This is a genomic window from Arenibaculum pallidiluteum, from assembly GCF_017355985.1.
In the GTDB taxonomy this organism is placed as follows: domain Bacteria; phylum Pseudomonadota; class Alphaproteobacteria; order Azospirillales; family Azospirillaceae; genus Arenibaculum; species Arenibaculum pallidiluteum.
This window is the reverse complement of sequence record NZ_JAFIQU010000016.1, coordinates 45,305-69,589: the sequence shown is the minus strand read 5'-3', so window position 1 is coordinate 69,589 and position 24,285 is coordinate 45,305. Positions and strand designations below refer to the sequence as shown.

Here is a 24,285-nt window from a genome sequence, read left to right as displayed (position 1 = left end):
TCAGGCGTCCAGGCAGATCGGCGGCACCGGCGTCAGCGGAGACGTCCTCAGTACCCGGACCTGCCCCAGGTCGGCACCCAGCGGATCGGCGAAGGGCGATCCAGGCTCCGGCAGCAGCTCGAGCGCGAGCACGCTGAGCGGCGCGTTGCGCGGGAGGCCCAGGATATCGAGCCAGGCCTCGACCGCCTCCCGATCCCAGCGGCCCACCCCATGCGGCTCGTGGCCGGTGTCGCCGCCCCGCGCCTCCCGCGGGTAGTCGAGCCGGGTGCGGCCGATCAGGACGTTGCGCCAGTCGGCTCCGTCGGCGCGGCGCACCTGGGCGTAAAGCAGGGCCCAGAGATCCGTCGTCGGCGGCACGGCGTGCACGGCGCGGCCTTCGGAGACCGGCGTCGCGAAGGGCGCGCTGACCCGGATATGCTCCGGGGTGCGCGCGACGCCGCATGTCAGGGCCGGCGCCGGATGCTGCACGCCGGTCACGCGCTGGGGCAGGCCGAAGCGCGCCTGCGCCGTGGACCAGCCCTCGGCATGCCCGACGCGGAACTCGTAGACGAAGAAGCCGAAAAGGTCCGGCGAGGCCTCGGACAGGGTCGGTGGAAGCGGCAGCAGGAAATGCCGGGCCGGCCCTTCGCCCCCGGCCGGGATCAGGCGCTGCATCGCGCCCAAGCCCGATTCATCCTCCGCCTGGCCGGCGGTGATCGCCCGGATCGCCTCGGGATCGATGTTGAGGGGAGGCTCGAGCGGACCGGGCGGCCGCTCGGGCTCGGCGCGAAGCAGCATGGGGTCGGCCGCATACATCGTGACCCGGCCGAAATAGGCATCGCGCGGATCGGCGACGGGCTCGGCGAACTCGACCCACAGCATGCGGCGGCGCGGCTCGGTCCGCGCATAGGTCCGGTCGCGCCCATAGACCGACAGCGCGATGCCTGCCGACACGATCCGCGGCACCTGCACGGGCGAGGCCGCCACCGGCAGGCGGAGGGATCCCGTCCATTCTGGGGCGGGCGCCGACGGCGCCTCACGCAAGCGCGGCACGACGGTGTACGAGACCTGGCGCTCGCGCGGGAAGGTGCCGGGCGCGGCCCTGGGATTGATCGCATCGAGGAAGAACAGGTCGGTCGCGGAGCGGTCGAGCGGCACGCCCCGGCGCACCGCCGCGGCGTTCAGCATCCTGCGCGGCGCGATCGTGCCGACCGCCACCGGCTCCTCGCCGTCGATGCTGCGCAGGACCTGCAGGCCTTCGTCGGCAAGGGCATCCCAGGTCCAGTCGCGCGCGAGCCGCAGCGGAACCACCAGCAGCCACTGCGCCGTGATCTCGGTCTCGCTCGCGAAGGTGATGGTCGAGTGATCCGGCGCGAGCACGTGGCGCAGCCCCGCGGATGCGCCGAAGACCGCACGGCGCCCGGCCGGTCCGCTCAGCGTCAGGTCCCGGCTTTCCAGCCTTAGCTGCCGGGCCAGGCGCTGGATCGGACGCTCGGGCGCCTGCTCGCGGGCGCCGGCGGCGGCATTGGCCGCATCCAGATGGACATCGCGCGCCTGGCCCGGCTGAAGGAGAACCCCCTGGAAGGGTACGCCCGGCACCGTCTCGAACAGTCCGCTCTCGTCGGCCGATCCGCGCCGCTGCGCGACGGTATGGCCGACGCCGAGTCGCGCGGCCTGCTTTCCGAAATAGACGAGCTTCGGATCGGGTAGGTCCAGCGCCGCTCCGTCGATGGCCTGCACCTCCAGCGGGTCGGCGATGCCGGCCGACATGCCGGGATCGCGGCGCGCAATGGGCGTGAAGGTCAGATCGACCGTCCGCGCGGTGGGAAGCCTGAGCGGCCCGGCCGAGGAAGCGGCGAGCACGCCGATGTCGGCCGCATCCTCGAACGCGATCACGAGCGGCAGCGGCTCGGCGGGATCCTCGGGAAAGTCCCGGAACGTCGTGTAGAGATGGCGCCGCGGCGCGGGTCCAGAATCGTTGCCGGGGTCCGATTCCAGGCTCGCGACCGAGACGTCGATGCGGACGCGGACGACGTCGGGATCAGGGAAGCCCGGCAGGCGGCCTTCCGCGGCCGCTGACGGCGCGTCCGCGAGAAGCCGCGCCTCGGCATCGGCAAGCGGGGTGTAGACCAGCGCCGGATAGCCGAGCGCCGGGCGTCCCACCGACAGCGCCAGCGTGCCGTCCGGGCTCGCGACGGGTTCCGCCACCCTGGGGGCGCCGGGCGGGACGAAGCGGCGGAAGCGGCAGGCCCCGACCGCCGAGGGTGGCTCGTCCTGCGCCTCGGGCCCGGGGCCGCCGCCGGTTATGTCCGCGAGCCTGACCCTGAACTCGTAGGACGTGCCGTAGCGCAGGGGGACCGCCCGCTCGCCCACGGGATTCAGGACCCGCGCGGGCAAGGGGGTCTCGGCCATCCGGAACGCGGTCGCGTCGGCCGCGATCAGGGACCCGCCCATCCATCGTGTAAAGTAGGGCGGCAGCCAGTATTCACCGTCGCGGATCCCCTGGAGCTGCGAGGGCGCGAGTTCCACCGCCATCTCCCCGTCGAAGGCGCCGAGGTCGAGCGTGCCGAGCTTCAGCGCCCCCTGCATGCGCACCAGAGACGCCCAGGGACCGGAGCCGGAGGCGTCGCGGACGTCGACGCGGAACCCGCGGATACCCAGCGGCGTGTCGCGCGCGCCGGGCGCGCCGTTGCGGGGATCGTCGGTGATCTGGCGGTTCAGCCAGATCAGGATCTGCTCGTCATCCCAGCCGAGCTTCAGGCCGACCTCCTCGTAGGGTCGCGGCCGGCGCTCGCGCTGCCGCGACAGGTCCAGGTAGTCGGCGCGGTCCGGCTGGAACGCGTGCACGAGACGGGCGAAGCCGTCGGAATAGACGTCGGCCTCGTGCAGGATTTCGTCGAAGGAACCCGCGGGCGGCACGGCAGCGACAGGGAACAGGACGGGCGCGAAGACGGTCGCCGGGACTCCCTGGCGCAGCGGCGGAATGCGGGCGGCGTAGAGGCGCGCAAAGTCCGGGTTCGCGGCCGCGGCGGCGGCATAGTCGCTGGCGTCGTCGAGCCCGACATACAGCCAGCCGCCATTCTCGAAGAGACCGTCGTCGGGCTGCACGGAGGCCGTGTAGATCAGGCCGAGCCGCTCGGCCAGGGCGGGCTGCCGGAGCGCCGCCGCCAGCACGGCGTCCCATTTGCGAGGCACGGGCGGCCTGGGTGGACGCCCGACGGGGCGCGGTCCGTCCACCAGTGCGCAGACGAACCGGTTGTCCGTGACGGCGAACTCGGTGCGCAGACCGGTGAAGCCCGTGGCCTCGAGATAGCTTGGCATCACCAGCTTGAGCACCCGGGTCTTCGCCGGCGGCACATAGGCGGCCGGGGCCGCAGGGTCGATGCCCAGCTCCGCCGCGAGGGCCGCGTAGACGGGGCCGATGTCGGGCGGCGTCGCCGCGCCGAGCGCGACGCGGGCAGTGACATCCTCCGGTCGGGGCAGACGGTCCGCGCCGGGGATCAGCTCGGCGGCAAGCGCGAGCCGGGCCTGCGAGAACGGCTCGAGCCCGGGATCGAGCGGATCCAGCGGGTTGCCGAAGGGGGCGACCAGGACGCGCAGGAGGATCTCGCTTCCGTCCCAGCGCTGCGGGAAGACGCAGATGCGAAGCCGCGTATCGGCGATGGCCATGGCATGCTCCCGGCTCGTCCAGACCGCATCAGGGCAGCACGGTGGTCGCCACGAAAACCGCGATGGCGATCCGTTCGTCCACCTCGAACTCCATCTCGAAGGTCTTGCTCAGCACCCAGCCCAGGGTGAGGTCGACCGCCAGGGTGCCTTCGCCCTTGAAGTGATAGTCCTCGTGGGCCTCCACGAGCGCGACCAGCTCGAACGAGACGGCGACGGCGGCGAGCCCCTTCACGAACTCGCCTTCGACCTCCCACTCGCTGGCCCCGCCGAGCTCGACCTTCTTGGTGCCGAGGAGGTGCCGGAAGCCGAGGCTGTAGGACCGCGCCCCGGTCAGCGTGATCACCCCCAGCTCGATCTTGACGGCACCAGCCACGCCCACGAAGGTCGAGAGCTTGGTCGCGCCCTCCTCCTCGCCGCCGACCTCGAACTTGAAGACGCCGCCGGCGAAGCCCTTGGCGATCGGGGTGATCTCCAGGACCTTCACCAGGATCTTGGCCTCGATCTCCAGCACGAAATGCCAGCCGCGCAGCGCGGCCTTGCTCGTGCCCTTGGTGCTGACCAGAGAATGCTCGGAGATCTCCTTGCCGATCTCCTTGGCATCGTGGCTCTCCTTGCCCCAGCGGCCCAGAATCTCCAGCTCCGCCATGACGCCGAGGCCGTGCTCGATGGCCTCCTCGACGGCACTGAAGCCGAATTCCGGGAACACGTATCTCCAACCGCTCTGGAATCCGTAGACCGTGTTCGTCACCGCCACGTCGATGGGAAACGGGATCCCGAAGGCCGTCAGCAGTTGCAGGATGCTCTGCACGGGTTCGAGCGGCCCGCCGAAGACCATCTGCGGGTCGACCATGTGCGGCGCTGCGTCGGCGCTCGCCGACACGTCGGCGACGACGCTGACGAGGCCATCGAGGTCGTCGATGTCCCCGATCATGGAGACGGGCCCGAAGGTGCAGGACCAGTCGGGACGCCGATCGGAATCGATGGCGAGCCGGACCGTCGCGTCCGGGCGGAAGGCCGATCGCACGCGCAGCGCGGCGCCCTGGTGGAGCGTGCGGTCGAGCGGGCCGACCTTGAACGCGCCGGGCGGCAGGCCGGCCTGGTCCGGAATCTCGAGGCGGGCCTTGCGTCGCCCCGTGATCCGCAGGACCGATCCAGCAGGCAGCGGGTGGCATTGCTCGGCCCGCGGAAACAGCGCGACGCCGCCGGACAGCGTGTACATGTCCGCAAACAGCAGCGGCGCACCGCCATGCACCACGGCGTCGCCCCGGCGGATCTCCGGCCGCGGGATGAGCATACGGTGCGCGCCGGCGGAATGCAGCAGCGCGTATTCGGTCTCGGGATCGACGGGACGGTGGAGCTCGCGCGGCTCGGCGAAGCGATACGGCGGGTCGGAGCCCCCGGCCGGGTTGGCGCGGATCAGCGGGATCGGCCGGTCGGGCGGCAGGCGCCGCGCCTCGGTTTCGCCGGATCCGCGGAAGGCGAAGGTCCACTGCCCCGCGCTCGGCAGCTCGATGGTGCCGCGGCCGACGGCGGCGAACTCCGGACTTCCGGCGGGTGCGCCCGCGCGGTCCACCTCGATGCGCGCGAGGCGCATGTGCAGGCCGGATTGCGCGACGTCGAGCTCGCAATGCACGGGCCCTCCGACCGGCCCCACGGTCGCGAGCAGGTCGTCGAGCTGGCCGGCGGTGAGCGGCACGATGCTGCCGTCGGCGCCGACCGGGGCCACCTGGACATAGCCGACGATGTCCTGGGCGGGTACGAGCCGTGTGCCGTTCGCGCCGGCGGTGACGCCCTCGACCGCCACGTCGGCGTCGAACAGCACCTGCACCAGCCTGACCGTTCCGCCGCCGGCCCCCGGCGGATGCACGCGCTGGTAGGTGTTCGACGTGTCGCGGATGCGCCGGATGTTGGCGAGGCGCGGCACGACGCCGGGATGCACCGTGCATCCGGGCAGCCTGTACTCGGCATCGCTCGCGGGCTGCCAGCCGCTGTCGCGCCGGAACACCCCGCCGCTCCCCGTGCGCTCCATGGTGACGATGCGCACGACGCGGGCGCCCCAGGGATAGAGCATGGAGCGGACCTGCACGACCTCGCGCGACGTGCGGCCCGTGACCGCCTCGAACCTGACCTGTGTGATGCCCGTCGCCTGGTCGCCCGCGCGGCGCCAGTCGCTGAAGATCGATGCCCCGTAGCCCGAGACGTCGATGCGCCGGATCGGCACCGACGGGTTCTCCCCGGCGAAGGTGTCGTTGAACATCGTGTCGATCGAGCCGCCCCGCAGCACGTTGGCCCCGCCGGTCCCGTTGTCCGTCTGGACCGCGGCGCCCGGGAGGCCGGTGGCCGAACCGTCCAGCGGGCCGGCCCGACCTGCCCGCAGGCTGAGCTGAAGCCCGCCGGCGAGCTCCGAGGCCGGGAACCCGGGCCGCACGCTTTCGAACTGCGGGGGAAGGCGGAGCGGCTGGTTCAGGTCGAGGACGGGCCGCCGCAGTTCGGCGACCGCCACCATGCCGAACGGCAGCGTGAAGCGCGCCGCCAGCCCCGGCCCGCCGGGACGCTCGTACTCGGCAAGCAGCGCATCGACCAGCGGCAGCGGCGCGACCGGCACGAGGTCGGGAGTGGGGGTGGCGAAGCGGCTCGGCCCCCCGTCCGTCCGCGAAACCAGCACCGGCGGGAAGGGCAAGGCGCCCTCGCCGGGGATGTCGAGGACAGGCTCCCACTGGAAGGCCGGGAGCGTGAAGACCGAGAGGTTGCGCACCGGCGCCAGGACATCCAGCCCGCGAAGGCGGATCGGCGCCGCGGGGCTCCCGGCAGCGCCCTGGAGATCGGGGACGTGCATCCCGTAGCCGATGCCGAAGAGGTCCGCGCGCGAGGACACGTCGAGCAGGCGGAACAGCTCGGACCGCTGCCCGCTGGCACGGGGGAACCGGGCCTCGACCGCAGCGAGACGGCCCCGGTCCCGGCCGGGTTCCTCCAGGATCGGCGTCTCGCCGAGCGGTTCGAAACCAAGCCGGAGGGCGAATTCCGCCTCGATGCCGAGCTCGAAGGACAGCACGGCCTGCGCCGGGCTCGGCCACCGCACGCGGGCGAACAGCGGGGGCTCGCGCTCGATGAGGGTGGGGTTACCCAGGCGGCGGGGCGGCAGCCGGGGCATGTTGGCGGCATAGGGATCCGGCAGCATGGGAACGAGGAAGCCGAAGGCGAAGCGGTACAGGAGGGAGCCGCTCGCGAGCCGGAGCCCCTCCTCGATCGTGCCGGCCATCGCCATGGCGGCGGCGCCGGACGCGCGGATGAAGCCGTTCGAAAGGGCGAAGGATGCCGTCGGCAACGGCAGGGGCTGGCCATCGGGGGCGCGCGGCGGCTCCGCGGGCCCGGCGAGCGCGATCCGCGTGGCGCCGGGAAGGCGCAGGACGCCCGCGACAGCGCGCCGCGAGACGAAGGGCACCGGCGCTCCCGCGGCGGTCACCGGCCTGTCGAGCATGGGGCGGCATTCGAGGGGCGACAGGATCAGCGCCTCGGTCCCGCCAGCCTCGAGCGTCGCATCGAACCTGATCTCCATGCGCCCCGGGATGCGAAGCTCGATGCGGGATCGCCCGACCACCTCGTTGGACCAGAGCTCGACGACGCTGCGATGCCGGGCCGGATGCGCGTCCGCGATGAGGGTCAGCGCCGCGGGAGCGACCAGCAGCAGCACCGGGTCGAGCCGGATCGGCCCCGGCGTCCCGATCGGCGCCGAAACCGCATGCAGCCCCTCCCCGAGGGACAGGAGCAGGGCGTCCGGCACCGCGGTTTCCCCGAGGTTCAGGGGATCGCCGTCCTGCGGGAAGGCGACCGGCAGCGCCCAGAAGCCCTGACGGATCGGCGCCTCGCCGCCGGGCCGGAAGGTCTCGGAGCGGGCGTCCTCGATCGTGAAGCGCTCCCGGTCCGCCGCGAAGGGGAAGCGCAGCCGCACGATGCGCTCGTCATACTCGGCACCGCCCCCCTCCTCCGCGTTCAGCTCCACGGACGCGCCATAGGCGTCGAGGCGCGCCGGGGCGGCTCCGACCAGTCTCCCTTCGCCCCCCACGGTCATCGAGAAGTCCGCGCGCTCGGGGGGCGTCACGCTCGCGCCGGGCGCGTCGCCGCCGGCGGCTCCCGAGGGTCGGCGCTCGGGCGGGGCGATCTGCAGGCGCAGCGTCACCACCGCCCCGGGAGCGAGGGTCACCACCGAGCCGTGGACCGATGCGGCCTGGCTGAGCGCGACTGTGCCGCCCTGGACGCGCAGGCCGGCGAAGCTGCCGGCCGGGGCCTCGGCGTCGAACGCGGATGCCGCAAGCCACAGCGTGCAGGCCGGAAGCTCGAAATCCGTGGTGCCGGCGCTCACGGAATCCGGGGGCAGCGCCGGACGGGACAGAAGGATGACCGGCCGGCCCGTCGCCACGTCGACAATGATGTCCGGGTTCCCTACGGTGCGATGCGCGTCGAACCAGACGACGCCACCGTCCTCGGTCGCGAAGGGGCCGATGGACTCCTCCGGCGCCCAACCGGACGTCCATATCGGGGTGGTTGTCCCCGGCTCGGCATCCGGATCGGGCCACAGGCGCCTCGCCATGCGCAGAGAAGGGTCCGGCGATCCCGCGGCTGCCTCGTCGACGATGCGGCGCAGCTCGTCCACCAGCTCCGGCGGCAGAGTGTCGATCGGCGGCGGTGGGAATCCTGAGTCGGAGGCCGCGTGGATGGGTTCCGCCTGGCCGCGCGCCAGAGCCGACGCGAGCAGCCGCCGGACCCGTTCGAGCGCGTCGGGCGCTGCGCCTTCGATCGGGGAAAGCAATCCCGTCAGTTCCGCGAGAAGACGGACGAGATCCGCCAGATCCATCGCCCACCTCCCGGCAGCACGGATGAATGCAGCTTCCCCGATGATTGGCCAAGCGAGAGCGCCCGCGGCTGGCGCTATTACGACGCCGCGGCTTCCGATGATTGCGCTGTTGCTTGTTCGTTGGGCCGGGGATGGCCTGAGTTAACCAACATTTGGCTGCATACACACCGCCTCTGGAAAGGCGAAAAAGCAGCGTACCCCCTTAGGGGGCTCGCCGGAGAGGGGCGGCTTCGCGCGGGGCGGGAAGCCGCCCCTGCCCTCCACCGCTCCCACCTCGCGCCTCAGTGCGGACTCGCCGTCGGTCGGACGATGATCTCGCTGACGTCCACCTCGGGCGGCTGCTCGATGGCGTAGGCGATGGCGCGGCCGATCGCGTCGGGGGTGATGCAGACCCGCCGGAACTCCTTCATGGCCGCGCGGGCGGTCTCGTCGCTGATCCTGTCCGCGAGCTCCGATTCCACCGTGCCTGGGGAGACCACGGTGACGCGGATCCTGTCGGTCTCCTGCCGCAGGCCGTCCGAGATGGCGCGGACGGCGTACTTGGTCGCGCAGTAGACGGCCGCAGTCGGCGAGACCGCATACGCGCCGATGGATGCGACGTTGATGATCTGCCCCTCGCCCCGAGCCTCCATGCGCGGCAGGGCGGCGGCGATGCCGTGCAGCACGCCTCGGATGTTCACGTCGATCATGGCGTTCCACTCGTCGACCCTGAGCGCGGCGAGCGGCGACAGCGGCATGATCCCCGCATTGTTCACGAGCACGTCCAGCCGGCCGAACTCGGCCTCGGCGAAGGCGACGAACTCCTCCATCTCGACGGGCTGGGTGACGTCGAGGCGTCGGATCCGCGCCTGCCCGCCGGAGCGGACGATGCCCGCTGCCAGGGCTTCGAGGCGGTCGGTACGGCGGGCGCCCAGCACCAAGCGGGCCCCGCGGGCGGCCAGGACGCGGGCGGTCTCCTGGCCGATGCCGCTGCTGGCCCCGGTGATGGCGACGACTTTTCCTGCGATGTCAGGCATGCTTGTCTCCTCTGCTCATGGCGCACCGGACCGTCCGGCGCGGCGCAGCGGATCCTGGTGGGATCGACCGTCCACGGGGTAGACCGAAGCTCCAGACCTCTTGCCTGATCCTATCGCGCCGCCACGGCGCGCTTGCCGCCGCGCCGCGCTGCGCCAAGATGTCAGACGACCGGCGCCGATCGCCTCGGCGCGCTGCTGAAGGAGGCCAAAGCATGGACAGGCGACGCGAACTGGCTGAGCTGGTCGCCCGGCACATGACCGAAGACGGTGTGCGGCGGACCGAGCTGCCCCGCGTCTCGTTGATCAGATCGTCCCGCACCACCGAGCCGCTGCCCGTGGTCTACGAGCCGACCCTTTGCCTGGTCGCCCAGGGCCGCAAGCAGGTGATGCTCGGCGACACGGTCTTCCAGTACGACACCGCGCAGTTCCTGGTGGCGTCGGTGGAGGTGCCGGTCATCGGCCAAGTGATCGAGGCCACGCCCGAGGAGCCGTATCTCTGCTTCTGCCTGCACCTGGACACGGCGGCGCTGGGGCAACTCGTGCTCGATACCGGCATCCGCACCGCCCCGAGCCAGGCGCCCGGCCTGGGCATCTCGCTGGGACCGGTCAGCGACGAGCTGCTCGAGGCGGTGATCCGGCTGGTCCGGCTGCTCGACGCGCCGCGCGACCAGGCGATCCTGGCTCCAATGGCCGAGCGCGAGATCCTCTACCGGCTGCTCGTGGGCGGCGACGCCTCGAAGCTGCTGCAGATCGTCCTGGCCGAAAGCAAGCTGCAGCAGGTGAACCGGGCCATCGCGTGGATCAAGCGGAACTTCGCCGAGCCCTTCAGCATCGATACCGTCGCGAGCGAGGCGCGCATGAGCTCGTCGGCGCTGCACCAGCACTTCAAGGCCGTGACGGGAACGAGCCCGCTGCAATACCAGAAGCAGATCCGCCTGCAGGAGGCGCGGCGCCTGATCCTGACCGGCGAGATGGACGCCGCGACGGCCGGCTTCCGGGTCGGCTACGAAAGCCCTTCGCAATTCAGCCGCGAGTACAGCCGCCTGTTCGGAGCCCCGCCCCTGCGCGACGCCGCGAAGCTGCGGGGGTCGGTGCAGGCCATCATCCCCCGGCAGGAGGGGGTGCCGCCTCTGCGCACGGCCATGCGGGACGAGCGCGGCATGGCCGCCGGCCTGTGAGCGCGATCCCCGCCTGATCCCGGCGGCCTCGCGCGGGCCGCCTCCGCCGCAGATCCCGGCCCCAGCCGGGTCCCGTGCCGGGCTGGCCCGGGCCTGGGTGCCCGGAACGCCCGGTGCCCTGCCCTGTTGTCCCGGTTTCGGCACAACGGGTAGGAGGACTGCGGAATGGACGCCACCCAGCGGCACGACCAGGCCGGGGAGATGGAGAAGGTCTGGGACCTCGTGAAATCCTGCGAGATCGCGATGCTGACCACCGTCCAGGAGGACGGGACGCTGCATTCGCGCCCCATGGGCACGCTGCGGAACCAGGACTTCGACGGGACGATCTGGTTCTTCACGAAGCTGGACTCGGCCAAGGTCGATGAGGTGAACCGCCGCCATGAGGTCAACCTGGCCTACGCCCATCCCGGCAAGCAGAACTACGTCTCCATCGCCGGAACGGGTGAGGTCGTGCGCGATCCCGCCAAGGCGAAGGAGCTCTGGACCGAGGTGCTGCGCACCTGGTTCCCCGAGGGGCTGGACGATCCGCAGCTCGCGCTGCTGAAGGTCGAGACCAAGGTCGCCCATTACTGGGACAGCCCCAGCAGCATGCTCGTACATGGCTACGGCTACCTGAAGGCCGCGCTCACGGGCAAGCCGCCGAAGGGCGGGGACGAGGGCGAGGTGCGGATGAGCTGAGGGCCGGCCGGACCCGGCCCGCGACGGGGCTCAGCCCAGCAGGGCGAGCAGCGTGACGGCGATCAGGGCGATCTCGATCGCAATCGTCGCCGCCATGCCGGGGCCCCGCCACAGCGGGTCCACGGCGTAGCCCGCCCAGAAGGCGAGCCGGGCCAGCACGAACACCAGGGTGGCCGCCGTCAGAGACGGGCCCCCGATGCCCGCCGCCCCCGCCGCGAGGAGCGCGGGACAGAAGACGGCAGCCTGCTCGACCGTGTTGGCGAGGACCCGCTGGTTCAGGCGCAGCGCCCGCGTCTCGGGATCGGTGAGGGGATCGAGGGCGCCGGCCACCCCACGCGCCAGCGACGTGGCTCCCGCCATGGCGAGCACCAGCATCGCCGGCAGGACGAGGAGCGCCGCCGCCTGGCGCAGCGGATCGCGCGGCGGGACTGGCAGGACCGCGGCCAGCAGCACGAAGCCGCCGAGCGCGAGGGCGATCCCCAGGAGGACACCGGCGAGCCAGGGAAGGCCGCGCCGCGGGCCCGCCACGGCCGTCATGTCAGCTCAGGCCCTTCTGGCCCATGTCGAGGAACTTGTCGCGCCGGCGCGCCCGCAGCGCCGCGCCGTCCAGGCCGCGCAGCCCGTCGAGCGAGTCCTCGAGCGCATCGCCCAGGCTGGCGAAGATCTCGGACCGGTTCCGGTGGGCGCCGCCCACCGGCTCGGCGACGATGCGGTCGATCACGCCGAGTTCCTTGAGATCCTGCGCGGTCAGGCGCAGGGCCGCGGCCGCGTCCGCGGCATTGGCCGAGCTGCGCCAGAGGATCGAGGCGCAACCCTCGGGCGAGATCACGGAATAGACCGCGTGCTCCAGCATCAGGACGCGGTCCGACGCCGCGATGGCGATCGCGCCGCCGGAGCCGCCCTCGCCGATCACCGCCGCGACCATGGGCACCTTCAGGCGCAGGCAGGTCTCGATGGAGCGGGCGATGGCCTCGGCTTGGCCGCGCTCCTCGGAGGCGACGCCGGGATAGGCGCCGGCCGTGTCGACCAGTGACAGAACGGGCAGGCCGAAGCGGTCGGCCATCTCCATCAGGCGGATCGCCTTGCGGTAGCCCTCGGGCTTGGCCATGCCGAAGTTGTGGCGCACGCGCGATTCGGTGTCGTGGCCCTTCTCCTGGCCGATCACCATCACGGTCCGCCCGCGGAAGCGCCCGATGCCGCCGACCACGGCCCGGTCCTCGGCGAAGGCGCGGTCGCCGGCCAGGGGCATGAAGTCCTCGATCAGCGCCTCGACATAGTCCAGGCAATGGGGCCGGTTCGGGTGGCGCGCGACCTGAACCTTCTGCCAGGGCGAAAGCTTGGCATAGGTCTGACGCAACAGCCGGTCGACCTTGGACTGCAGCTTTCCGACCTCGTCGGCGATGTTGATGTCGCCCTGGTCGGTCAGGTGCCGCAATTCCTCGATCTTGCCTTCGAGTTCGGCGATCGGTTTCTCGAATTCCAGGAAGGTCTGCATGGCCCGGATGGCAGGATTCGGTGGCCGGCGTACCTACCACAGCCCCCAGGGCGCGGCCACTAAAAAGGGGCCTCGCGACGCTCAGTGCAGCCAGCGCGGCGCCGTCGGCGCCCCATCGGACATCGATCGGGCGTCGGCGGCGTGATAGGCCGACAGGAACAGGCGGATGGAACCGCCCAGCGCCACGGACCGCGGGCGCGTCCGCTCGATGGCGGCACAGAGATCGTCGACGGTGCGTCCCTCGCGGCGCGCGATGGCGTCCAGCGCCTCCCAGGCCTCGGCCTCGAGATAGATCCACCGGTTGTCCAGTCCCAGGCGCACCGCCCGGCCGACCACCACCGTCATCAGCGAAACTCCACGCCCCTCGCCGCCGGCACGTCGGGGGCCGGCGGCATCAAAGACAACAGGAACCGCGTCGGAGAGCAAGGATCGAGAGACTTCGTCCCTTGTTTTTTTCCTTTTGCCTCCGTTCGCGACGGAGGCGGCGACCCCGCCCGGCACGTCGGCTCAGTCGGGCCAGGCCAGCAGGCGCGCGATGCCTTCGCGCCGGCGCTCGGCAAGGGACCCGCGGCCGGGCTCGTTCCGCGCGCGGGCGCGGGCGCATTCCTCCAGCACCCGCTCGGCAACGGCGACCTCCTCGCCGGGGTGGAGGTTGCAGGGATCGAGGTAGAAATAGCCGTGCTCGACCTCGTGGTCGCGCACGATCACGGGCGGATCGCCCGCGGCCAGCGCGGCCGCAAGCTCCCAGGCCTCCTGGCGCGCAGCGGCCGGGTCAAGGCTCACGCGCAGGCGCCGCAGCGGATTGCCGGTCGGGTCCGGCTCGGGGACGGCCGCGACGCCGGGCAGGTCGCGGAGCCGCTCCTGCCAGTAGGAGAGGCAGGCCTCCTCCCGTGCACGCACGGCCGCGTGGTCACGCCGCTCCCAGGCGCGCAGCGCCGCGATCGCGCCGACCACGCCTTCCTTTCCTACCTTCATGCCGCGGCCGATGCCGCGGTTCTGCAGGAAGGCCGCGCGCACGAGGTCCTTGCGCCCGGCGACGATCCCGGCCGTCGGCCCGCCCATGAACTTGTGCGCGCTGTAGACCGCGATGTCGGCGCCCCGCGCGACGAAGCCGCGGAGATCGTACTCCGAGGCGGCATCCACGATCACCGGCACGCCGCGCCGCCGGCATTCCGCCACGAACTCCTCGAACGGGATCTGACCGTAGCCCACGACATGGTGGGAAACGACGTAGAGCCCGGCCGCCGTGCGGTCCGTGATGGCCCCCGCGAGCTGGTAGGACTCCGATTGGGTCGAGGTCCCGACCGGCACCACCTTCGCCCCTGCCAGGCGGATGGCCTGCTCGACCGGCGCGCCGTAATGGCAGAGATGGCCGATCTGGACCACCACCTCGTTCCTGAGGCCGTCGGTCGCCGGCAGGCGCTCGATGGCCGCGAGATCGGACCCGGTCATGCATCCGGCGATCGCCAGGGTCATCCCGGCGGAGGCCGAGGCGGTCACGTAGCCGGCCTCGCTGCCGCACAGGCGGGCGATCACGCCGGAGGCGCGCCGCTGGAGGTCGTCGATCTCGACGAAATGCGGAAGGAAGGCGGCCATGGCCTCGACCGCCTCGGGCACGACGATGGAGGCGCCCAGGCTCGTCATTGTGCCGGAGACGTTGATCACCGGGCGGAGCCCCTCGGCAGGGCGCGGATCGGATGGCTTCTCGGTGCGCATGCTGTGCTTCCCCGGATCAGTCCCTGACGGCGACGATGGCCTCGATCTCGACCGTGATGCGGTTCGGGAGCGACCCGACGCCCACGGCCGAGCGGGCATGGATCCCGTCGGCGCCGAAGACCTCCATCATCAGGTCGGAGCAGCCGTTGATGACCTTGGGATGCTCGCCGAAGTCGGGTGCGGCGTTGACCATGCCCAGCAGCTTCACGACGGCCTCCACGCGGTCCAGCGAGCCCAGGGCTTCGCGCATCACCGCCAGCAGGTTCACCCCGGTCAGGCGGGCATGGTCGTAGGCGCTGGCGACGTCGACGCCGGCGCCGACCTTTCCCGTGCACAGCGTGCCGTCGGGATGAACCGGCCCCTGCCCCGACAGGAACAGGAGCTGGCCGACGCGCCGGCAGGGCACGAAATTGGCGATGGGCTCCGGGGCGGGCGGCAGTGTCAGGCCGAGCGCTGCGAGCCTGGCCTCGGGGCTGGCCGGCAGCACGGTTCGGGCGGTCATCGGATGTCCTCGCGAATGCATGCGGAGAAGCGGCCCGGAGCGACCTCGACCAACGGCGGGACGACGGTCGCGCAGGCGGCGACGGAATGGGGGCAGCGCGTGCGGAACACGCAGCCGGACGGCACCTCGACGGGGCTCGGGATGTCGCCCTTCAGCACGATCCGGCTGCGCGGGGCGGCGGGATCGGGGATCGGGGCCGCGGACAGCAGCGCCCGGGTATAGGGGTGGCTCGGCGCGGCGCAGAGCTCCTCGGACGGGCCGATCTCCATCACGCGGCCGAGATACATCACCACGATCTCGTCGCAGAGATATTCCACGACCGCGAGGTCGTGCCCGATGAACAGCATGGTCAGGCCGAGATCCTCGCGCAGGTCCTGCAGCAGGTTCAGCACCTGGGCCTGGACCGACACGTCGAGCGCGGAGACGGCCTCGTCGGCCACGATGAAGTCGGGCTCGACGGCGAGCGCGCGGGCGATGCCGATGCGCTGGCGTTGCCCGCCCGAGAATTCGTGCGGGTAGCGCCGCATCTGTTCGGGGCGGAGCCCGACGCGCAAGAGCAGCCTCTCCGTGCGGTCGCGCCGCTCGGCCCGCGGCATCGGGGCCTGGGCCGTCAGCGCCTCGGCGATGATCTCGTCCACCCGCATCCGCGGGTTGAGGCTGGAATAAGGGTCCTGGAAGATGATCTGCATGCGCTGCCGGAAGCGCCGGAGCGCCGCCGCGCCCAGCTTCGCGACATCGGTGCCGTCGAACTCCACGCGGCCCGCGGTGGGCTCGATCAGGCGCAGGATCGCGCGCCCGACAGTCGTCTTGCCCGACCCGGATTCGCCGACCAGGCCGACGATGTGCCCGCGCGGAACCGCGAAGCTGACATCCTCGACCGCCTTCACGACCACGCGCGGACGACCCCAGCCGCCGCCGACGGGGAAGTGCTTGCGCAGCCCCTGCACCCGAAGGAGATCGGCCGGACGCGACGGCACCGCCGTCGGCCCCCCCGCTGCCGCCGGGCCCATCGCCGCCTCGGACGGATGCGGGGCGCTCACAGGTCCCTCCAGCGCAGGCAGCGCGATCGGTGGCCCGGAGCGACCTCCACGAGGTCCGGAATCTCGAGGCGGCATGCATCGACGGCGCGGCTGCAGCGCGGCGCGAAGGCGCAGCCCGGGGGCAGCGCGGCCGGGCTCGGAATGGAGCCCGGGATCGCCACGAGCCGGTGGCGCCGCCCGCCCGGCTCCCGATCCCGCTGCTGCCCCGGCGCGTGGCGCCGCAGGCGCGGTATGCAGGCGATCAGCCCCTCGGTGTAGGGATGGCGCGGGTGCGCGAAGATCGCCTCCACGCCGGCCTGCTCGACGACCCGGCCGGCATACATGACGGCGACCTCGTGCGCGATCTCGGCCACCACGCCGAGGTTGTGCGTGACGAACAGCATGCTCATGCCGATCTCGCGCTGGAGCCGGCGCATGAGGTCCAGGATCTGCGCCTGGATCGTGACGTCGAGCGCGGTCGTCGGCTCGTCGGCGATCAGCAGCGAAGGGCGGCAGGACAGCGCCAGGGCGATCATCACGCGCTGGCGCATGCCGCCCGACATCTGGTGGGGATACTCGTCCACGCGGCGCTCGGCCGCGGGTATCTCGACCAGGCGCAGCATCTCGACGGCGACGCGGCGCGCCTCGGCACGGTCCTTGCCGGCATGCAGGGCCACCGCCTCGGCGATCTGGTCCCCGACCGTGAAGACGGGGTTCAGGCTCGTCATGGGCTCCTGGAAGATCATGGAGATCTCGCCGCCCCGTATCCGCCGCATCTCGGAGACCGGCAGGCGGGCGAGGTCGAGCAGCCTGCCCGTGCGGTCGCGATACAGCATCCGCCCGCCGACGATCCGGCCTGCCGGCTCCGGGATCAGCCGCATGATCGACAGGCTGGTGACGGACTTGCCCGACCCCGACTCTCCCACGACGGCCAGGGTCCTGCCCCTTGGGATCCGCAGGTCGACGCCGTCGACGGACCGGACCACCGCGCCGTCCTTGCGGAAATGCGTGCGCAGCCCTTCGATCTGAAGGAGCGTCTCGTCGGCGATCGCCGCAGGCTCGGCCGCGGCTTCAGCCATGGCCATGGCAGCAGCCCTCCACCGGCAGGTTGCTGTCGGCCTCGACCACGGTTGCGCCGAGTACCGCAAAGCGCGGCAGGAACCGCTTGCGGAGCACGAGCTCGCGGCCCATGGAATCGGGCAGGCTCAGCTCGGCGTCAGCGATTTCGAAAGCCGTGAAGCGAGCCGGCTCGCCCACCGCCAGGCGGTTCTGCGGGGCCTCGCCGATCGCCTTGCGCGGGCTGGTCGTGACCGCGGCGATCACCGCATCTTCCGGCATGCCGAGCGCCATCAGCTTGGACATTACCAGCGACAGGTCCCAGACGGGCCCGCCGAGATTGCGCTGGTGCAGGTCGCTGCTGATGGTGGTGGGCAGCAGGCCTCGCTCGATGGCAGCCGCGCCGACGTCGTAGGAGAAGGACGCGACGCCATGGCCGATATCCATGACGACGCCGCGGGCGGCGAGCTCCCGGGCCCATTCGAAGAGTTCGGGATCCTCGATGATGTTGCCGCCGCGCTTGCCGTTGAAGCAGTGCGTGACGATGTCGCCGGGGCGCAGGATCTCGAAGATCTCGTCGATCACGGGCGGCATCTCGCCGACATGGACCATCATGGGCAGGCCCATGATCTTCGCGACCTTGCGCGCGATCTTCGCGGGGGCCGCGCCCCAGGCGCCGACGATCACCCCGCTCGCCCGGACCTTGACGCCGCGGATCACGTCGCGGTTGGCCTCGATGCATTCGAGGGTGCGGTCGATGTCGATGCTGCGCGCGTCGATCAGCTCGCTGACGCGGTTGCACGCGACGAGCCCGATGGAGCCGATGTTCAGGAAGGCGAAAATCTCCTCCCGCGAGGGCTCGGCCACGTACTCCCGAAAGCCCGTGAAGTTCGCCTCGCCCGCCGACCCCGCATCCACCAGGGTCGTGACGCCGGTCTTGGCGCCGACCTGGCGAGCGCGCACCGAGATGTCCGTCGCGCCGTAGTAGATGTGCGTGTGCAGGTCGGCCCACCCCGGCGAGAGGCGCCAGCCGCCGAGATCGACGACGCGCGCCCCCTGGTCCGCAAGGCCGGTCCCCAGGGCTGCGATGCGCCCGTCGGCTCCGACGAGCACGTCCGTGGGGCCCGTCCCTGCATCCGTGAAGCCGACGGGACGCGCGCGGCGCAGCAGCAGGGGCGAGGACGCGGGGGTGGCAGGCTCGGTGCTCATGGTCCTCAGACCTCTTTCTGGAGCTTGGGATCGAGGGCGTCGCGCAGCGCGTCCCCGATGATCTGGAGCGAGAAGACCGACAGCACGATGGCGAGGCCCGGGAACAGCATGATCCACGGCGCCTGGCGGGCATACTGCTGGCCGGCGTTGATGATTGTCCCCCAGGTCGGCGTCTCGCTGGACACGCCGACGCCGAGGAAGGAGAGCCCCGCCTCCGCGAGGATCGCGTAGGCGAAGATGAAGGTGCCCTGCACCGTGATGGGCGAGGCGAGGTTGCGCAGGATGTGGCGGCGCAGGATCCGGTGCGTCGGGACGCCGAGCGCCCGCGCCGCCTCCACGAAGGGCAGCTCGCGCAGCACCAGGGTCGAGGCCCGGACGACCCGCGCGACCCGGGGCATGTAGACGATGCCGAGCGCCACCACGACGTTGGACAGCGTGGGGCCGAGCACCGCGACCAGCGCGATCGCCAGCAGGATGTCCGGGAAGGCCATCATGGAATCGACGACCTTGACCAGGATGCCGTCGAGCGCTGCGAAGTAGCCGGACAGGACGCCCAGCAGCACGCCCCCCGCGCAGGCGACGAGGACCGTTAGGCCCCCCGCCGCCAGCGAGATCCGCCCGCCATGGATCACGCGCGAGAAGATGTCGCGCCCGAACTCGTCGGTTCCGAAGAAATGGGCGGCGCTCGGCGCCTGCAGGCGCCGGGAGATCCGCATGGCGTTCGGCCCGTATTCCGCGACCAGCGGCGCCAGCGCCGCCAGGGCGACGACGGCGAGCAGGACGATGACCGCGAGCAGCAGCAGCTTGTTCCGCCACAGGTGGCGGGCCGCCACGGCCCAGCGCGGGCGCGCGGCCGGGCCTTCGGGAAGCTCATCCGGGATGCCGGCGGGGTGGACGGCCGTCATGGGTCAGTACCTCACGCGCGGGTCGACGACGGTGTAGAGAAGGTCGATCGTCAGGTTCACCAGCACGTAGACCGCGGCCACCACGATCAGCGTGCCCTGGATCACGGGGTAGTCGCGCCGCAGGACCGCCTGGACGACCAGGTTCCCGACCCCGGGCAGCCCGAAGACCGTCTCGGTCACGATGGCGCCACCCAGCAGCACCGCGACGGTCAGCCCGATCACCGTCAGCACGGGGATCAGGGCGTTGCGGAAGGCGTGCTTCATGATCACCGTCCACTCGTCCAGCCCCTTGGCCCGGCCGGTGCGCACGTAGTCGTCGCCGAGCACGTCGAGCATGCTCGCGCGGGTGAAGCGGGTAATCAGGGCCGAGCTCAGCAGCCCCAGGACGAGGGCGGGCAGCACCAGGTGACGGAGCCGCTCCAGGAAGCCCGCGCCGGGATCCCCGTAGCCGGCCACGGGGAACCATCCGAGCCGGACCGCGAAGAACTGGATGAAGAGAAGCCCGAGCCAGAAGCTCGGGATGCTGGCGCCCAGCATCGCAAGTCCCAGCGTCGCCTGGTCGACCGCGCTGCCCCGGCGGACGGCCGAGACGATGCCGGCCGGAATGCCGATCAGCAGGGCCACCAGGGTCGCCATGACCGTGAGGCAGATCGTCGGCTCGGCCCGCTCGGCCAGAGCCTGCACGACCGGCCGGTCCAGGAAGATCGATCGCCCCAGGTCGCCGGTCAGCAGGTCGCCCATGAAGATCGCGTACTGCGCGGGCAGCGGCCGCTCGAGCCCGAGGCGCGCGCGCAAATCGGCGATGTCCGCGGGCGAGGCGTCGGGGCCGAGCATGATCGCCGCGGGATCGCCGGGAACGACCCGGACGATCACGAAGGAGATGGTCGCGACGATCAGCATCACGACCGCCATGCCCAGGATACGCTTCAGGATGTAGGTCTGCATGTGACCGGTCCCCCGGGGCCGGACGGATCCGTCCGGCCCCGCAGAGTAGGTTCTCGACGGTGTCGGTTCCGGGCGGCGTCAGTTCTGGAGCGCGACGTCCCAGAAGAAGGGCCAGGGCGAGGGCTGGAACCCGGTCAGGTTCTTGCTCCGCGCGCCGAGGCTGCTGAAGTTGCCGACCTTGGCGATGGGCACCTGCTCGTAGGCGAGCTTCTGGATCTCGGCCCAGATCTCCGCGCGCTTGGCGGTGTCGCCGGTCGCGTTGAAGGCGCCGACGAGCCTGTCCTTCTCGGGCGTCGCCCACCAGCCGGGCGCGCTGTTGCTGAGGAAGGAGTTAAGCGCGGGCTCGGGCAGGAAGGGGCTGTGGGTGAAGTAGATCTCCCAGAGCCCGGGCTCGCCGCGGCGCTGGGTCAGTGTCGCCCAGTCGCTGACCTGCAGGTCGACGGTGAAGCCCGCCTGCTTCATGTACTCCGCCGCGACCACCGCCATCTTGTGGTGGAACTCGTATTGCATGCTGGTCAGGATGCGGATCGGCCTGCCGTCGTACCCCGCCGCCTTGGCCATCGCCTTGGCCTTGCCCGCATCCCCCTTGTCGTAGGCTTCGGTGCCGGCGGTGGCGTGCCAGACGAAGCCCTTGGGATACAGGGCGCCGTCGGGCTCGAAGAACTTGCGGTCGCCGAAGGCAGCCTCGAGCATGTCCGAGAAGTTCAGGCTGGCGAGCACGGCCTGGCGCACGCCCTGGTTCGTCAGCGCGCCTTCCTTGGTGTTGAAGTACATCACGGGCCAGCCGAAGCGCTCCAGCACCACGGGCTCGACCTTGGCCTGGCCGGACAGGCTCGGGAAGGCCTCGACCGGGAGCGAGTCCGCGTAGTGGTACTGGCCGCCCAGCGCTCCCTCCACCCGGGTGTTGGCATTGGGCGCCGGGACGAAGCGGACCTCGTCGAGATAGGGCGTGCGCCTGCCGCCGAAGAAGTCCGGCTCCCCGGACCGGGCCGTGTAGTCCTCGAAGCGCGTCAGCAGGATGTAGCGGTCCGGCTGGCGCTCCTTGAACCGGTAGGGGCCCGTGCCGACGATATCGGTGATCTGCGGTGTCGCCTTTGCCGCCGGCATGATCACCGCGGCGCTGGTCGGCAGCGCCAGCAGGCCGAGCAGCGGTGCATAGGGCTCCTTGAGCGCGATCCGGACGGTCTGGGGATCGCTGGCCGCGACTTCAGCGACGAAGGGCGCCGCCTGCTTGCCGCGCACGGCGTTCTGCAGCCAGCGCTGGAGCGAGGCCACGGCATCGGCGGCGGTCATGACCGAGCCGTCGTGGAACTTCACCCCGCTGCGCAGCGGGATCACGTACTCCTTCCCGTCGGCCGAGATCCGCGGCGCCTCGGCAGCGAGGAGCGGCACCACCTTCCAGTCCCTGCCGAAGGTGTAGAGCGTCTCGAAATAGTGCTGCGCGATCATGCCGACGACGTCGGCCGTGCTCGCCGAGGGGTCGAGCGTCGGCGGCTCACCGATGGTGGCCACGTTCACGGACCCGCCGCGCTTCATGTCGGCCGCCGCGGCACCTGCGGCGGTGCCTGCCATCAGCAGGCCGGCCAGGGACAGTCTCACCAACGCGTTCATTGCCACCTCCCGTTCTTGGATTGATTAGGGCAAATCACTCCGCGGCCGAGGCCTCGGCCGCGGTCGGTGCCGAAGCGCCGCCGCGGCGCCAGCCCATGGCGTCCTCGATCTTCAGCGCCGCATCCCGCACGGCGTCCGCGAGGACCGCGGCACGCTCGGCGGCGCGCGTCTCCGGGACGACCATGCTGATCGTCGCGATGCACTCGCCGCTCGCGGTGCGGATCGGCGCCGCGATGCAGGCGACGGCGTAGTCGGCCTCGCCGAGCTGGATCGACAACCGCTCCTGCCAGGCCTTGCGGCAGGCGGCCTCCAGCCTGGCGGGATCGGTCTCGGCGCGCCCGGTGGGCGAAGGCATGGCCCGCGCGAAGATCCGCGCGCGCTCCTCCGGCGACATGTGCCCGACCAGCAGGCGCCCCGAGGCCGTCCAGTTGAGCGGGACGCGGGTCCCGACCTGGGAGGCTATGCGGAAGTAGCCCTGCGCCTCCTCCATCATCTGGACGACCATCCGATCGCCGTCCCGGCCGCAGATCTGGACCGTCTCGCCATGAATGCGGCTGAGTTCCTCCATCGCCCTCTGGAAGACCTCGGCGATGTTCAGGTCGCGGACATAGGCCAGGCCGTAGAAATGGAGCTTCGATCCCAGGAACACCGCGCCGGTCTCGGGCCGCCGCGTCAGCAGCCCCCTTTCGACCAGCGTGTCGATGATGACGTAGATCGTCGAAACGGGCGCCCCGATGTCCTTCGCGATGTCGTAGGCCGTGGCCGGGGCTCCGCGGTTCACGAGGCAGTCGAGGACCTGGATTGCCCTGTCGATGCCGCTGACCCGGGATCGCCGCACTTCCGTCATGGCCATGTATTCCATTACTGTAGAATATGTTCTCTTATAAGAGACAGGCTATGACGAAGTTCGGACCGCTGCAAGCGGACTCCGCCGCCGGAGCGAAAATTCCTTCTCTATTCCAGTGTTACGGAATGAAGACTTGGGCGCGCCCGCGAGCATTGTCGCGGCGCCGCATCGCATGGCGGGATTTCTGGCCGACCTCGGGGGCGCGGATCCTCAGGCGGCGCGCAAGGCCCTGGCGACCCGCCCCAGCCCGAGGCCGAGGTCGCGGCGCGTCGGCGGGGTCGTCAGGCTGGCGCGCAGGAAGGGCGGGCGCTCGCGCCCTGCCGCGAACAGGGTGCCCGGCGCGACCTCGGCCCCCTCGGCGCGGCAGCGCTCGGCCGCGGCCTCGGGGCAGCCCTGCACCGGCAGCCAGAGATGCGGGCTAGGCTGGCCGCGCCCGGCCGGACGGCCGAGGACGCCGAGCGCGAGCCGCCAGCGCGCCTCGACCTCGGCGCGCTGGCGCCCGGACCGCGCGAAGGCGGTTCCGTCCTCGATCCAGCGGCAGCCGAGCTCCAGCGCGATCGGGCTCATCTGCCAGACCGTCGCATGGGTCTCGGACGCGACGGCTGACATGGCGGGCGCGCCGCCGGCCACGAAGCCGAAGCGCAGGCCCGGGGCGACGGTCTTAGACAGGCTGGAGACCAGGACGGCGCGCCCGGGACACAGCGCCGCCAGCGGCGGCATGTCCGCGAGCCCGCCATAGACGTCGTCCTCCACCAGGGTCAGGCCGGAGCGGCCGGCCGCCTCGGCGACCTCGGCGCGCCGGGCATGGCCCATCACCGCGCCGGTCGGGTTCTGGAGCACCGGCACCAGAACGGCGACGCGGGCGCCCGACGCGCGCGCCGCGCGTTCCAGCGCTTCGGGCAGCACTCCCTCCCCGTCCATGGCGACACCGACCAGCCGCAGGTCGAGCTGCCGGGCCACGGCGCGGATGCCGGGGAAGGTGACCTCCTCGACCAGCACCGGGTCGCCCGGACGGCACAGCGCCAGCAGCGCGGCAAGAAGCGCCTGCTGGGCGCCCGCGCAGGGCACGACCGATGCCGGCCGCAGTTCCAGCCCGCGCCGGGCGAGCCAGGCCGCGCCTGCGACCTGCGCCCGCCGCAGCAGCGCGGGCGCGGGATAGCCCTGGAGCGCCGCGGCGCCGGGCCCGTCCAGCAGCCCGCGCAACGCATCGGCGAGATCGGTGTCGTCGGGGTCGAGCGCCGGCCGGTTGGTGGACAGGTCGACCATCGTCTCGACCGCCTCGCCGCCGAGCGCGAAGAGCGTCGCCTCCCGGCTGTCGGCGAGGACGTATGTGCCGCGCCCGACCTCGCCCGCCACCAGGTGCCGGCGCGCGGCCTCGCGATAGGCCTGCGTCACCGTGCTGACGTTCACGCCGAGCGTCCAGGCGAGGTCGCGATGGGTGGGAAGGCGGTCGCCCGGACGGAGCGCGCCCCCGGCGATGGCCTCGGCCAGCGCCTCGACGATGGCGAGGTAGCGGACGGGGTTTCGCCCGTCCAGGTCGGGAATCCACATGGGCGTGGCGCTGACCAGTCGGCGGCCCAACGCCCCGGCCGTCCCGGGGCCTTGGCC

General features: G+C 71.7%; 18 protein-coding genes. 2 read left to right on the top strand and 16 right to left on the bottom strand.

What is annotated here, in order from left to right:
* From JUB13_RS24190 to JUB13_RS24180, 3 genes are all read right to left on the bottom strand, one after another.
* Positions 1 to 3,648, bottom strand: a complete 3,648-nt coding sequence (locus JUB13_RS24190; protein ID WP_207483545.1) for a hypothetical protein — start codon at positions 3,646 to 3,648, stop codon at positions 1 to 3.
* 28 nt (positions 3,649 to 3,676) lie between these two features.
* Positions 3,677 to 8,500 (bottom strand): hypothetical protein, encoded by a 4,824-nt coding sequence (locus JUB13_RS24185; RefSeq protein ID WP_207483543.1) that lies wholly within the window; start codon positions 8,498 to 8,500, stop codon positions 3,677 to 3,679.
* Positions 8,501 to 8,781: 281 nt separating this feature from the next.
* Positions 8,782 to 9,516: an SDR family oxidoreductase gene (locus JUB13_RS24180; protein ID WP_207483541.1), complete on the bottom strand. Its 735-nt coding sequence runs from the start codon at positions 9,514 to 9,516 to the stop codon at positions 8,782 to 8,784.
* A 212-nt stretch (positions 9,517 to 9,728) separates the two neighbouring features.
* Here JUB13_RS24180 and JUB13_RS24175 point away from each other — a divergent pair, with 212 nt between their 5' ends.
* Both JUB13_RS24175 and JUB13_RS24170 read left to right on the top strand, forming a co-directional pair.
* Positions 9,729 to 10,694, top strand: coding sequence for an AraC family transcriptional regulator (locus tag JUB13_RS24175; protein WP_207483539.1), 966 nt, complete (start codon positions 9,729 to 9,731; stop codon positions 10,692 to 10,694).
* 165 nt (positions 10,695 to 10,859) lie between these two features.
* Positions 10,860 to 11,372, top strand: a complete 513-nt coding sequence (locus JUB13_RS24170; RefSeq protein WP_207483537.1) for a pyridoxamine 5'-phosphate oxidase family protein — start codon at positions 10,860 to 10,862, stop codon at positions 11,370 to 11,372.
* 30 nt (positions 11,373 to 11,402) lie between these two features.
* Here JUB13_RS24170 and JUB13_RS24165 read toward each other — a convergent pair whose 3' ends face one another.
* From JUB13_RS24165 to JUB13_RS24105, 13 genes are all read right to left on the bottom strand, one after another.
* Positions 11,403 to 11,909: an MAPEG family protein gene (locus JUB13_RS24165; RefSeq protein WP_207483534.1), complete on the bottom strand. Its 507-nt coding sequence runs from the start codon at positions 11,907 to 11,909 to the stop codon at positions 11,403 to 11,405.
* A gap of 1 nt (position 11,910) precedes the next feature.
* On the bottom strand, positions 11,911 to 12,867 hold the full coding sequence (locus tag JUB13_RS24160) for an acetyl-CoA carboxylase carboxyltransferase subunit alpha (RefSeq protein WP_207483531.1): 957 nt from the start codon (positions 12,865 to 12,867) through the stop codon (positions 11,911 to 11,913).
* A gap of 81 nt (positions 12,868 to 12,948) precedes the next feature.
* Positions 12,949 to 13,212, bottom strand: coding sequence for a ribbon-helix-helix domain-containing protein (locus JUB13_RS24155; protein WP_207483528.1), 264 nt, complete (start codon positions 13,210 to 13,212; stop codon positions 12,949 to 12,951).
* Between the two features lie 162 nt (positions 13,213 to 13,374).
* Positions 13,375 to 14,583: an aminotransferase class V-fold PLP-dependent enzyme gene (locus tag JUB13_RS24150; RefSeq protein ID WP_207483525.1), complete on the bottom strand. Its 1,209-nt coding sequence runs from the start codon at positions 14,581 to 14,583 to the stop codon at positions 13,375 to 13,377.
* 16 nt (positions 14,584 to 14,599) lie between these two features.
* Positions 14,600 to 15,085 (bottom strand): RidA family protein, encoded by a 486-nt coding sequence (locus JUB13_RS24145; protein ID WP_207483521.1) that lies wholly within the window; start codon positions 15,083 to 15,085, stop codon positions 14,600 to 14,602.
* Positions 15,082 to 16,125 carry an ABC transporter ATP-binding protein gene (locus JUB13_RS24140; protein WP_328702999.1) on the bottom strand — a complete coding sequence of 348 codons (1,044 nt, stop codon included), beginning with the start codon at positions 16,123 to 16,125 and terminating at the stop codon, positions 15,082 to 15,084. The genes JUB13_RS24145 and JUB13_RS24140 overlap by 4 nt, the downstream gene beginning before the upstream one ends.
* Entirely contained in the window at positions 16,122 to 17,189 is a 1,068-nt protein-coding gene (locus JUB13_RS24135) for an ABC transporter ATP-binding protein (RefSeq protein ID WP_407928169.1), read from the bottom strand. Before JUB13_RS24135 ends, JUB13_RS24140 begins: the two co-directional genes overlap by 4 nt.
* Positions 17,176 to 18,369, bottom strand: coding sequence for an amidohydrolase/deacetylase family metallohydrolase (locus tag JUB13_RS24130; RefSeq protein WP_207483519.1), 1,194 nt, complete (start codon positions 18,367 to 18,369; stop codon positions 17,176 to 17,178). The genes JUB13_RS24135 and JUB13_RS24130 overlap by 14 nt, the downstream gene beginning before the upstream one ends.
* Positions 18,370 to 18,374: 5 nt before the next feature.
* A complete protein-coding gene (locus tag JUB13_RS24125) occupies positions 18,375 to 19,274 on the bottom strand; it encodes an ABC transporter permease (protein ID WP_207483517.1) in 900 nt (299 codons plus the stop codon).
* A 3-nt stretch (positions 19,275 to 19,277) separates the two neighbouring features.
* Positions 19,278 to 20,219, bottom strand: a complete 942-nt coding sequence (locus JUB13_RS24120) for an ABC transporter permease (protein WP_207483515.1) — start codon at positions 20,217 to 20,219, stop codon at positions 19,278 to 19,280.
* A 78-nt stretch (positions 20,220 to 20,297) separates the two neighbouring features.
* Entirely contained in the window at positions 20,298 to 21,830 is a 1,533-nt protein-coding gene (locus JUB13_RS24115) for an ABC transporter substrate-binding protein (protein WP_207483513.1), read from the bottom strand.
* A 34-nt stretch (positions 21,831 to 21,864) separates the two neighbouring features.
* Positions 21,865 to 22,677 carry an IclR family transcriptional regulator gene (locus JUB13_RS24110; protein ID WP_207483511.1) on the bottom strand — a complete coding sequence of 271 codons (813 nt, stop codon included), beginning with the start codon at positions 22,675 to 22,677 and terminating at the stop codon, positions 21,865 to 21,867.
* Positions 22,678 to 22,887: 210 nt separating this feature from the next.
* Entirely contained in the window at positions 22,888 to 24,258 is a 1,371-nt protein-coding gene (locus JUB13_RS24105) for an aminotransferase-like domain-containing protein (RefSeq protein WP_236025184.1), read from the bottom strand.
* Positions 24,259 to 24,285 lie beyond the last annotated feature (27 nt).